The following is an 11,602-nucleotide window of genomic DNA, read 5'->3' on the forward strand; positions in this document are numbered from 1 at the left end:
ACGCCTGAGCAGGACCTCGTACACCGCTTCGGTATGGGCACGCGTGTAGATTCCCGCGCCGACGGGTGCGGCGGCAGACTGATCGGCAGGTATTCCCGCCAGTTCCTTGCGGACCACGTCCGAACGCAGCAGGACTGATCCGTCGGTGTCGTCGACCAGCCGGGATGCCAGCGTCGACTTTCCGGACGCGGGCAGCCCCCCGACGAGCACGAGGCGCACCCGGCCGCGGCGCAGGTGCTCAAGCGTGAGATGGGCAAGGGCGCGGGCCTCGTTCGCGGCCTCCCGGTCGCTCTGGGTGTAGCGCAGGCAGGCGACCTTGCAGCGAACAAAGGCACGGTAGGCGATGTACAGGTCTGCCAGCGAGGCCGGGTGTGTCTCCGCGGAGAACTCACGGTACGAGGCCAGGAAGGCGGTCGCCAGCTCGGGTGCACCGAGTCGTTCCAGGTCCATCGCCAGGAAGGCGACGTCGCCCAGGACGTCGCCGATCCGCAGCCGCCGATCGAACTCCAGGCAGTCGAGCACGCGAGGCCCGTCGTCGAGGCAGAAAATGTCGCCGGCCAGCAGGTCCCCGTGCCCGTCCCGCACCCGTCCGTCATGTTGGCGCCGGGCGAGCAGCGGTGCACGCCCGGCGAGGTACCGCAGCGCCAGGCGGCCGATCTCGTCCACGGTCTCGGCGGCGAGAACCTTCCCTCGGAACGGGGCGAGTCCGGCGAGCCCTTCTTCCCAGAGTCCACGGACGGTCGCCGGGCTGCCTGCCTCGGCGATCTCCGGGGAGGTTTCGCACCGGCTGTGGAACCCCGCCAACTGGCGTGCGAGCGTACGCAGATGCCCGCTCACGTCGTCGCCGCGGGTAACCATGGTGGCCAGGCGCCGATGCTCGGGCATCCGCCGCATCACCACCATGTGGTCGCAGAGCTGGCCGTCGGGTCCGGTCACGTCGGCAACCCCGAGGTAGACGTCCGGGGCCAGACGCCGGTTCAGCTCGACCTCCGCCTGGCACGCCGCCAGCCGGGCCCGGCGGGTCGAGAAGTCGAGGAACCCGAGGTTCACGGCTTTCTTCACCTTGTACACGCGATCCCCGAGAAAGACCACCACCGACGTGTGGGTCTCCACGAGTGCCGGCGGTCCCGCCACATCGCCGGGATTTCGATCGCCGTGGTCTCGGCCGCCGCTCGGGACCCGCATGGTTGTACTGGTCACATGCATCAACGTCCTCCGCTAGCGACCGTGCGGCCAGAGCCGCGGAAATGCCGTGTTGTGTTGTGTTGTGCCATGAAAACCCGTTCCTGCGGGCTGCGCGACTCAACGCGCAGGATGCCGGGTCAGTGGGTGATGTTGCCCGTGCCGTCGCCGTGACACTCTCTCCCTGTCCATCGGATGCGATACCGACAGTGACAGGATCCGTCGTGCCCAACCGAGTGCCATCAGACCCGGGCACGTGGGCCGTTCGTCCCCGTATCGGTTGCCTGAAACCGCAACACGGGAACCAGCGCGCAGGCTCGCGGCTCCGGGTACGATCACGCCCCGTGGGGACGATCCGAGTTTTCGTATTGGACGACCACGAAATTGTCCGTCGTGGTTTGCGGGAGATGCTCGAACGGCACGACGACATCGAGGTCGTGGGCGAGGCGGGCAGCGCGGGCGAGGCGCTGCGGCGGATTCCGGCCCTGCTGCCCACGGTCGCGGTTCTCGATGCCCGGTTGCCGGATGGCAGCGGTATCGACGTGTGCCGCGAGATCCGGTCGGGTCATCCGGAGATCGCCTGCCTGATCCTGACCTCCTATGACGATGACGAGACCCTGTTCTCGGCGATCATGGCGGGTGCCGCGGGTTACGTCCTGAAGGAGATCCGCGGTACCGACCTGGTCGGTGCGATCCGAACGGTGGCCTCAGGTCAGTCGTTGCTGGCTCCCTCCGCCATCCACCGGGTCCTTGCTCGGTTGCGGGAGGGGCCCAAGGAGGACTCGGCGCTCGGGGCGCTCAACCCGCGGGAGCGCGAAATCCTCCAGCTTGTCGCCGAAGGACTGACGAACCGTCAGATCGGTACCCGTATCCACCTGTCCGAGAAGACAATCAAGAACTATGTTTCGAGCATCTTGGACAAACTCGGCCTCACCAGCCGGACCCAGGCGGCGGTCTTCGCGGTGAGACACGACGGCCCAAGCCCGCAGCTGTCCTGACCGCCTCCGGCAAACGGATGACCGCGCAGGTATTCGTCGACACGGACGGCACGCCCAGGGACGTCAACGGTCAGCGCCTCCACTGCGGTGCGACGCGCGCCCATTCGGCATCCCAGGCGGCCAGCCGTCCGCGGTCGAGGAAGTAGCGCAGGAGCAGGTGGCTCCCGGCCAGCACCGTTCCGGCAGTGCCCACCGCCAGCACACCGACGCCGACCCCTTTGGCGACAGCCGAGGCCTCGGTGGCCGGCGGGTTCACCCGCAGGCCGGTCCCGTCGGTCCAGACGGTGACGCGGGTGCCCGCCGGGCTACCCGCAACGGCCCAGACGTAGCCGGTCCGCGCGGTGCCACCGGTGCTGTCGGTACGGTCGATGCCGTTGGGAGCCGGCCACCGCGCGATCGCCAGCGTGGGCATCGCGACACCCATGACCGCGTACGGGCCCGGAGCGTCCGCCACCAGGACACCGACGACGCGGTGGCGGGTGGCGGCATCGACGGCTGCGTCACGGTGGGCACCCTGATATGTTCGCGCGCCAGCCCAGATTGCCAGCGGCACGGCGATCAGAAACAGGACGGACAGGATGACCAGGGCCGCGGCCTCGGCCCGATCCGCCGACCGGCACAGCGGGTTGTGCGCCGAACCGAGCCAGCGCACCCACCGAACCAGACGTGTACCACGGTATCGCGATCGAATCGATCTTCGCGATATACGTGACATCGTTATCTGCCCTCCGAGCTCGATTCGGCTCCGGTCAGCAGAGTCCGCCGTTGTGCCACGGCACGAGCTTGCGGCCACCATCATCCCCGCCGTCCGGCCAGCTGGCTTGCCCGCGGCGGGCGCCGAGGATGCTCATATGTGGATAGTCGAACCGCAGCGGACAGAGCGCTGATGCGTGACACTTGAGTCATGAGTCACTCTTCGAACCTGTCCGGACAGTTCTGCGTATACGTACCGCTACCGGTCGGCCGATCCGATCGTCACATCTGACCGGGCATCGGCGATGACCGGTCAGATGTCGACATTCGTCGGATCGATCTCCACCGCGATCGTCCGTCGAGCCGACAGGTATGTCGAGATGTTGGACGAGGCGCGGCTGGACGGCATCCTGCGGGTCGCGGAGCAGGAGCTTCTCGATCGGTTCGAAAGATATGCCGCCGACGTTCTCGACCGGTATATCCCACCTGGTCCCCGCAATCGCGACAGCCTTGTCTTCTCGCATTTATACAGCCAGGCGGCACCCGCAGCAGCCGAGGACGGCGAACATTCCACCATCGCGGCCCTGCTCGCAGCGGAGGTCGAGGTTCGTGGTCCGCTGCGGCTCACCCCGGCACAGACATTGCGCCTGGCCGAGATCCTTGAGCGCCTCGGCCACCGCTTCGCGCGGGCCGACCTACCGCTGCACGCCGCGTTCTCCTTCGATCGCGCCGGCGGCCTGTACCTGCAGGTGGAAAACCATCTCGCCCGGGATGCATGCCTGCTTTCGGCACATCGGGCCCGGCACAGTGCCCGCGGTCGGGGCTTGCCCAAGATGCTGGAGACGATCTCGAATCTGTCATGTGGCTACGGTTACCAGCCCTACCGTCTGCTTGCCTGGGTGTTCGTCCAGCTCGCGGCGCTGATTCTCATTCTGACGATCTTCTTCGGCGTCTCGTTCGTCACCAGCGTGCACATGGCGCTCACCAATTACCTCAACCCGCTGGGATTCGGCGATGTAGAAGGCCTGCCGGACGGCGCCTGGGCAGTGCTCATCGTCGAGTCCTATGCGGGGTCGGTGTCGTTGAGTGTCTTCTTCGCCCTACTGGTGCGGCGATGGTTCCGGTTATGAGATGCCCGGCCAGGGCCGGTCACCAGTCCGCGCTGCCGCGTCGCGTCTGTTCGACCGCCTGCAGTGTCTGCAGGGCGATGTGGTCCCGAATCCGAGCAACCTGGGTGTTCCACTGACGGCTGAACCCGGGGCGTTGTTCCAGTGCATCCCACAGCGGCGATAGTGCCGGGTCCACCTGTGCTCCGGGCATCCAGACGTGGAACAGCCGCTCGACGGCGGTCGTGAGAATGTCGATCGTCTGCTGCCCCAGCGCTTTCAACCGGTTGGTCTGTTCGATGACCTGCGCGAGTGTGGTGAGCAGCCAGTCATGCAAGGCGAAATCCTCGCAGAAGCGCGCGGCGAGGCCGAGCTGGCTTTCGTCCACTATCAGCTCGATGGCGCGTACGACATCGCCTTCGGAACGGACCCGCGCGACGGGACCGTCGTGGTCGCCGACCCGAGCGGCCCAGCGGACCCAGGTTGGCCGCGCCCGTACCGACGTGACGTGATCGAGCTGCACATGACCTTGAATGTCGCTTATCAGGCGTTCACTGACCGAGCCCAGATCGATGGTGGACACCGGTGTGGAGTCCGCCAGGTAGCCCTCGGCGAGCTCGGCTGCATCCGCCCGACTGATGACTTCGACCACGCCCAACTGGTCGACGTAGTGTGACCACGCCTGACGGCTGGGGCCCGTCGCACGCCGGAGGTAGGCGCTCGCCGAGCCCTGCAGCACCAGACCGGAAGTGATCATAGCGCGAGACGTGACCGTGCCGATTCCCCGGGCACGGACCCGGCTCGAGGTCGCGAGCTTGCAGTCGATCCCGGTCACCAGCTCTGGTGACATGGCGTGGGCGATGGGGCGTTCTGCGCACAACACGCGGCGCCCCGGCAGCGTCCCCAGGATCTGGGCCACAAGCGGCGTGGGAAGCGGCGCCGTGTTGTGTAGGAGGCAGGTTCGGACCTCACCGAGGACCAGCATCGCGTTTTATGATCCTTCGATGAAGACGTGTGAAATGCGGTCAATGACCTTGCGCGGTATCTCCAGACCCTCACTCGCCCCGCGTTCGACCACCTGGCCGATGACGGGTTCATCAAGGCTGAGATGGCTGAGGATGAGTTTGATTGCGTTTTCGATCGGCAGGTACCGCTGCGGCAGGATGGAGACCGACCGGTAGGCGCTGAAGGGTGCTGCCCGTGGGTTCATCTGCATGACAGCGGGCAGTTCGTTCCAGGTCTCGGGTATGTCGTCGATCCCGAGCGTTATCTGTTGCGGATGCGCGATCGGCTCGCCGAAATGGCGCAGCATCCCCAGCCGGAGCAAGTGCCAGATCGACGCCAGAAAGGGACACGACCAGGTCCGCTGGCTCACGGTCTCGCCACCGACCCGTTCCTCGACGTCCTTCCACAACTCGATGTCGAGGAAGATCGAGTGGTTGCGTTTGCCGAACTCCTGCGGCGGCTCCCACAGCCGGCTGTGCATGGCCTGGTCGGTGCTGGTTTCGGGAGACCGTTCGCCGTTGCAGAGCCAGCCCGACTGATCGGTCGGCGGGCGGGAGCCGTTCGTGCCCGGAGCGGGTTCGGCAAGCAACCTGGCCGCGACGAGTTCTGCGAGCGGCACACCGTCTGCTACACAGCAACCCGCCTCGCGCGCGATGTAGTCGATCGACACGCCGCATTCGTCCCCGATCGCGACGAGTTTCCGCAGTATTTCATTCGGATTCGTACTGTTATAGAAATAATCGTCAACCAGAAAACAGGTGCTTACGCGGGGTCGATCGGCGGTGACGGTCTTCTTTGCGGCCGTGGCCCACGGCGCGAGCCGCTGAAATTGACGACGTATCCGTTCCTCGTTGCTGGGTAGGTCCTCCATGTAGAAGTGACCCACTTCAATCGAAAGGTGCGACAACGGTACGCCGCGAACATTGTCCTGGTTGCTGGCCTCGCTGTAGGCGACGACTTCCAAGGCGGTCACAGCCCTTCCCACACACCGTCGTCGGTCAGATTACGGGCCAACTCGTCAAAGGCTTCGACGGTCGCGGCGTTGGCGATGTTCCCGGAGACATCCGCATCCGAGATGACCTGTTCCCGCCACTGTAGTACCGGCTCGACCGGCGTCTCGCCCAGCGTCGCGCTGTGCCCGAGCCGGTTCCGCAGCGCCAGCTGTTTGAGTTCATCATTGCAGGTACGCAGCCACTTCGCCTGTGCAGGACGGTCCGCGGCCAGCGGCGAGTTGAGGACGGGCACCGCGGTACGGACGAACCGGATCGCGTCCTGCAGCGCCTCGCGTCCGTGCCCGGCCCGAGCCCCCTCGTCGAGGAGTCCGTTATTGCCGTAGACGAGACCATGGGCTGCGACGATATGCTGTCTGGTCCAACGGTGGAATACCAGCCAGCGAACGGGAATCGAGCGGATTTCCGAAGCCGCCGTCGCGTTCAGCGCCATGTGTAGAGCATGCGATCGGCCGGCGCTGAGATCAACCACACACACCTTGAACTCCTGGTCCAGGCGCCGGAACAGTTCGATGCAGCGGCGTACCTTCTCAGTGGTGCTGGGGAATTCCGCCCCACCTCGATCGCCGGCGAACAACGCCAGCCGGCCCGCCTTGGCGTGCAGCATGCGAAGGCCCGAGCGGTCGGAGTCGGCGCGGACGTCGACCTGGTACGGGCTACTGATCTTTCCGCCGATATAGGAGTGCAGGCCGAGGTCCGCGCCGCGGTCGATCTTTGAAATCTCGAAGATCGCTCCAGCTGTGGGGGATCCGAAGTCGAAGTCGAGGTAGGCGACATCATTGCCCGCGAGCGACAGCCGGTAGGCGATGTTGCAACTTGTCACCGACCGGCCCGTTCCACCTTTGTCCGACGCAGCGAACACCAACATGGCTAGATGATCCTTGCTGCGTCGATGCGTGCAACAGCCAGCTCGTCGAGTTTGCGGAGCGCCTCCATGGCCAGGGCACTGGCCGATGACGGCCGCTCACTGAGAATCCTGCGCGCCCGCGTCAGCGTCGCCTCGATCTCCAGGAGACCCGTGCTCAACTCGGATCGATCATCGGAGTCGGCCTGCAGGATTTCCTGATTCAGTAGGTGGTCCGCCTCGCTGAGTAGTTCGCGGGCGTTCTCCACCATGCGCGTGGTGCGCAGTGGCATCTCCTCGTACGTGTCGGCCGCGGCGACAAACCCCTCGATCATGCGTTCGGTCAGATACCACGAGGGCCTGCTGTCGGCGGGACCCCCCGCAGGGAGGAGAAGATCGACCGGGTCGTCCCATAGTCCCGCCCCTGGACCGCCGCGCAATCGGCGGCGGGCGAGATGGTCCATCGTGGCCTCGGCGACGGCCATGAGGCGGTCGCGGGCGGCCACGTTCGCCGACAGTTTCGCGGCCTGCAGCGTGCGTTTGAGAAGCAGTGGCGCGAAGTCGGCGGCGCTCCAGTAGAGCTGCGGACCCAGGTCCTCACTGCCGTTGAGCGTCATCTGTACGCCGGGCACATGCAGCGCCACGGCGGGATCGTCCTTCGTCACTCGACTGGTGATCCGGCCGCGACGAGCCAGTTCCTCGAATACCTGTACTGCGCGGGTGAGATCGTCGTCGGTCGCTCGCCGGTTGACGAGGTCCTGAACGAGTACCGAGGAGACGAGCAGGCTGTAGTAATCCGACTCCTTGCCGTCGGAGGTCTGCCACGGGATGTTCTCCAGCGGCCACGCCTGATCACCGAATCGGGCGACGGTAGACCAGTACCGTTGGGTGAGGTCCCAGCGAATCTGCAACGCCTCGGCCAAGCGCCGCTGCTCCTCGTTGAGCAGGCCTAGTTCGCGGGTCCGGGGTGAGAGGAGGTCGTTGATACCGTCGAGCGCCACAACCGTGAAATACAGATAAGGTCTGGCCTCGGCAACACCTGAACGTTGCTGGAACTCCTCACCCACGAAGTCGATCCGCCCGGCGTTCTCCGCAATTCCCCAGGCCCACCCGCACTCGAACAGCAGATTTTCGTTGTCGAGGGCCACATCGGAACCCAGACCGATCCGGACGTCGTCCCGTAGCCTGGCACGGATCCGGGCGAGACTGTTCCGTAGTTCTTGGATCACTGTGCGTTCTGAGACTCCCGCAGCGTTCATCATGTGGATCATCGAGCGGCCGTGCGGCTCGTCCGGTTCGACGGTCTTCACCACGAAGCTGCGCAGAAGCCCCAGCATTGCCGCGGTGAGTCTGCGACTCGTCGAGGAGTGGATCTCGTCGATCTTCCGTCTCGCCTCGGGGCGGCGCTCGACAATCGGCTTGTAGACGTTGAGGAAACCCAATGCCGCAAGGCACAAGGTCACCGACATCGAGTAGGCGTCGACGACGTCGAGCTCGAGTTGCTCGACTGTGGCTGAAGGCTGTCGCCCGCTGGCCTCCCGCCGGAGGTAGCGGCCGCCGGTGAAGACGGGCTGCCCCTTCTCGTCCGAGTACCTGTCAATGTACTCACCAAGTATTTCGACGATAACCCGAGGTATGCGGTTACTGTCTCCCAACGGCTTCAGGGTGGTTCGCACATCGTCGGCGATGGCATCCGGGCGGTCGAGGCCCAGGTTTTCGATCGTGGTCGCCGGGTAGAGGATGCACAGAAGCTGCTCGGCATCACTGATTGAGTTGGACTCGTCCCTCCCGCCCCAGACCCAGCTGCCATCCGGGTAGGAGGTCGCTAGTACCGCGCGCCAGATGTCAAGGATGTGTTGCCTTGGCTGGATCCTCACCGTAGCCGTCCAGAATAGGTTTGAGGCGTCATGCTCAGGCGGCCGCAAATAGGCGGCGCAGTTCGGTAACCGAATGAGTACGCTTGCAATGTACCAGAGAAAGCGTAGACCTTCGTGGCCAGGACCGTCCCCTTCGGCGTGGCCTGTACCTCCCGAAGCCGAGCGCAAACGCGAATGGTGACTCCGCGGGCGGATTCGGGCCGACCGGGTCCCGCGCGCCCGCACCGATGATCATCGCATGAGCTGACTGTGCTCGCGGTGCGGCCCGCATCATCGGGCCGGTCGTCCGGCAACCGTCCGGGAGCCTGCTCGACCGGTGGCGGCACGCGCTGACCTCCGCTACCTCTGCTGTCCACTGAAATTCACACCTTGAACCTAGCGAGTTGGACGCACGGGAACACAACCGGGATGACGGTCATTGCACATGGGACGACGGATGTTCAACCACTCGCGCCATATGGTCACCGATGAACCTCGCAGGCTTACAAAGATCAAGAGTTTCCTGTTGCTCGATGGTGAGGCCACGTCCGCCGAGGAGCGAGCAGACCAGATCGGCGGTGGCGGGCGCGAGCGTCACCCCGAGGCCGAAGTGGCCTGTCGCTGCGATCACTCGTGCATCCGCTGTCACAGGGCCGATGATCGGCCGCTGGTCCAGGGTGGCGGGCCGGACGCCGGACCAATGGCGCTGGATCGTCCAGGAACGAGCGGTCGGGACAAGCGCGGTGACTCCCGCCAGCACCGATTCGTAGCCTGCTCTGGAGGGAATGCTGTCCGGTACTCCGTATTCGTACGTCGCGCCCGCGGCCACCCGTCCGTCCCCGCGCGGGACAAGGTATGCCGACTTCATTCCCTCTGCCGCCTCGATTTTGGCGTACAATTGGAAACGAAGTGGATAACCCGCCACGCGAGGTACCTTGAACTCCATTGCCTGTCCCTTTACCGGAAACATCGGATCGACGGTGCGAGCTGGTAGTAACCGGCCGCTACCCAGTCCTGCCGTGAGCGCGGCGTGACGACAGGCGAGCGTCCTTCCGCCCTTCATGTGGATCATTATGCTGTTCGGTGTGCTCCTTATCTCCTCCACCGTCGCCCCGGTGAGGACGGTGACACGATGATCCCGTCGAAGTACGGAATCGAGCGCGGAAAGCAGCCGAGCGGGCTCCAGGGACGCTTCCCGTGGCAGCAGGAAGGCGCCCGTCGCTCGCCGTGTGAGCAGTGGCTCCAAGACCTGGAGCTCGGCTGGGGAGCACGGCACGACCTCGACGCCGCGCGAGATCCATTCCGGCAGCAGCACGCAGCCGAGCCGGTCGAGTTCGGCGTCTGACAGTGCCACCTGGAGCAGACCTGCGGTATGAAAAGGTAGCGACACGGCGGCTTCGTTTTCGATCGCACGCAGCCAAGCCGGATAAAGTGCGCGACTCTGATCGGCGAGAAGGGTCAGGGTTGCTCCGCAGATGTCGTCACTCTGCGGTGTAATCCCTCCTATTGCCGCCGACGAAGCCATCGCGCCGAGCGAACGGGCCTGATCGACGACCGCAATCCGCTCGAATAGGGATCGCGCCTGGTAGGCGACCGCGCAACCGATGACCCCTCCACCGACAACGACGAGGTCGAACTGCGTGCTCACCCGGCCTCCTGTTACGGACTGCTACCACCGGAGTCGTTGTGCGAATCTGTGGCGTCCATGGAGTGTAATCCCGATCGAGCCCAATGCCGTGAATTTTGCGATGTCCCTCTTCTGTCCTGGTCCTGCTCCTCGTTCTGGTCCCGCTCCTCGTTCTGGTCTTCGTCCTCGGACCTCGCGACGGAGGCACCCCAGCCCCGCTCGTTGACTGTCGTTCGCTGTGCGGACGCATCGGGCGGGCGGAAGGGGCATGGGCCCGGCCTGGGTGGGCACGTTGGTAGGGCATCGGTCGCACGCACGGAGGTGTCATGGCGGACAGCGACAGCGGAACCGGCACGGTCAGCTCGATCGGCACCAACCGCAGGTCCGATTCTGAGCCGACGCCGCTCGGCATCTATCTGAATGACCATTTGGCCGGTGCTACCAGTGGCCTTGAGCTGGCTCGCCGCGCGGCCCGGTCGCACAGTGGTTCAGCGGTCGGGGAGGTTCTCGAGCGAGTGGCGTCCGAGATCGCGCAGGACCGTACCGCGCTGCTCGACATGATGAGCGCTATCGGTATTCCCGTCCGCCAATACAAGATCTATACAGGTTGGGCGATGGAGAAGGTCGCCCGACTCAAGCTCAACGGTCAACTCCTGCGGAGCTCGGCGCTGCGTACGGTCATCGAACTTGAGACGTTGCGGCTCGGTGTGGAGGGCAAGGCGATGGCATGGCGCACCCTGCGTGTCGTGGCCGAACGCGACGCCCGTCTTGACGCCGCGCAGCTCGATCAGTTGGCTGGCCGGGCGCGACGGCAAGAGGACGATCTTGAAGGGCTTCGGGTGGAGGCCGTCCGGAGGCACCTGTAACCATCGTCCCGCAGTGCCCTGACGACGTCTGCACGGGGGCCGCACCACCACGGAGGAGCTGATGGCCGCGGCCGGTGGGTCCGATAGTGCTCCGGGGACTTCGGCCTCCGGCGATGCGACAGAACCACGATCGCATCGCCTTTGGCCCGTCAGCTACCCGGGGACTTCGGCCTCCGGCGATGCGACAGAACCACGATCGCATCGCCTTTGGCCCGTCAGCTACCCGGGGACTTCGGCCTCCGGCGATGCGACAGAACCACGATCGCATCGCCTTTGGCCCTCTGAGCGACGGGTCTTCCTCGTCGGCCTCATGGGGGCGGGTAAGTCGACGGTCGGTACAGCCCTGGCAACGCTGCTGGGCTGCCGGTACCTGGACAACGACGTGCTGCTCACGCAACAGGCCAGGGCCGGCCCG

Annotated in this window: 11 protein-coding genes; 4 read left to right on the forward strand and 7 right to left on the reverse strand. The window is 65.3% G+C overall.

The window, feature by feature from the left end:
• Positions 1-1,206: AAA family ATPase (locus U9978_RS00100; RefSeq protein WP_322758934.1), on the reverse strand; the 1,206-nt coding region annotated here is incomplete at its 3' end.
• Positions 1,207-1,526: 320 nt separating this feature from the next.
• Here U9978_RS00100 and U9978_RS00105 point away from each other — a divergent pair.
• A complete protein-coding gene (locus tag U9978_RS00105; protein ID WP_322758935.1) occupies positions 1,527-2,180 on the forward strand; it encodes a response regulator transcription factor in 654 nt (217 codons plus the stop codon).
• Positions 2,181-2,250: 70 nt separating this feature from the next.
• Here the strand turns inward: U9978_RS00105 and U9978_RS00110 are convergent, their stop codons facing one another.
• Positions 2,251-2,832: a hypothetical protein gene (locus U9978_RS00110; protein WP_322758936.1), complete on the reverse strand. Its 582-nt coding sequence runs from the start codon at positions 2,830-2,832 to the stop codon at positions 2,251-2,253.
• A 358-nt stretch (positions 2,833-3,190) separates the two neighbouring features.
• Here U9978_RS00110 and U9978_RS00115 point away from each other — a divergent pair, with 358 nt between their 5' ends.
• Positions 3,191-4,003 carry a hypothetical protein gene (locus U9978_RS00115; protein WP_322758937.1) on the forward strand — a complete coding sequence of 271 codons (813 nt, stop codon included), beginning with the start codon at positions 3,191-3,193 and terminating at the stop codon, positions 4,001-4,003.
• Between the two features lie 19 nt (positions 4,004-4,022).
• On the opposite strand, the gene U9978_RS00120 is transcribed toward U9978_RS00115, so the two are convergent.
• From U9978_RS00120 to U9978_RS00140, 5 genes are all read right to left on the reverse strand, one after another.
• Positions 4,023-4,964: an SCO2521 family protein gene (locus tag U9978_RS00120; protein WP_322758938.1), complete on the reverse strand. Its 942-nt coding sequence runs from the start codon at positions 4,962-4,964 to the stop codon at positions 4,023-4,025.
• Positions 4,965-4,970: 6 nt separating this feature from the next.
• Positions 4,971-5,957, reverse strand: coding sequence for an SCO2522 family protein (locus tag U9978_RS00125; protein WP_322758939.1), 987 nt, complete (start codon positions 5,955-5,957; stop codon positions 4,971-4,973).
• Positions 5,954-6,862, reverse strand: a complete 909-nt coding sequence (locus U9978_RS00130) for an SCO2523 family variant P-loop protein (RefSeq protein ID WP_322758940.1) — start codon at positions 6,860-6,862, stop codon at positions 5,954-5,956. Before U9978_RS00130 ends, U9978_RS00125 begins: the two co-directional genes overlap by 4 nt.
• A gap of 2 nt (positions 6,863-6,864) precedes the next feature.
• A complete protein-coding gene (locus U9978_RS00135) occupies positions 6,865-8,715 on the reverse strand; it encodes an SCO2524 family protein (RefSeq protein ID WP_322758941.1) in 1,851 nt (616 codons plus the stop codon).
• 415 nt (positions 8,716-9,130) lie between these two features.
• Positions 9,131-10,342, reverse strand: a complete 1,212-nt coding sequence (locus tag U9978_RS00140) for an NAD(P)/FAD-dependent oxidoreductase (protein WP_322758942.1) — start codon at positions 10,340-10,342, stop codon at positions 9,131-9,133.
• A 305-nt stretch (positions 10,343-10,647) separates the two neighbouring features.
• Between U9978_RS00140 and U9978_RS00145 the strand changes: the two genes are divergently transcribed.
• Both U9978_RS00145 and U9978_RS00150 read left to right on the forward strand, forming a co-directional pair.
• Positions 10,648-11,187 carry a hypothetical protein gene (locus U9978_RS00145; RefSeq protein WP_322758943.1) on the forward strand — a complete coding sequence of 180 codons (540 nt, stop codon included), beginning with the start codon at positions 10,648-10,650 and terminating at the stop codon, positions 11,185-11,187.
• A gap of 310 nt (positions 11,188-11,497) precedes the next feature.
• On the forward strand, positions 11,498-11,602 hold a 105-nt coding region (locus U9978_RS00150), incomplete at its 3' end, for a shikimate kinase (protein WP_322759212.1).

This window comes from Protofrankia sp. Cr2 (assembly GCF_963555885.1).
Taxonomy (GTDB): Bacteria; Actinomycetota; Actinomycetes; order Frankiales; family Frankiaceae; genus Protofrankia.

Coding starts and splice junctions, on each gene's coding strand:
- U9978_RS00115 (WP_322758937.1), top strand. CDS start 3,191: ATGTCGACATTCGTCGGATCGATCTCCACCGCGATCGTCCGTCGAGCC.
- U9978_RS00120 (WP_322758938.1), bottom strand. CDS start 4,964: ATGCTGGTCCTCGGTGAGGTCCGAACCTGCCTCCTACACAACACGGCG.
- U9978_RS00145 (WP_322758943.1), top strand. CDS start 10,648: ATGGCGGACAGCGACAGCGGAACCGGCACGGTCAGCTCGATCGGCACC.
- U9978_RS00130 (WP_322758940.1), bottom strand. CDS start 6,862: ATGTTGGTGTTCGCTGCGTCGGACAAAGGTGGAACGGGCCGGTCGGTG.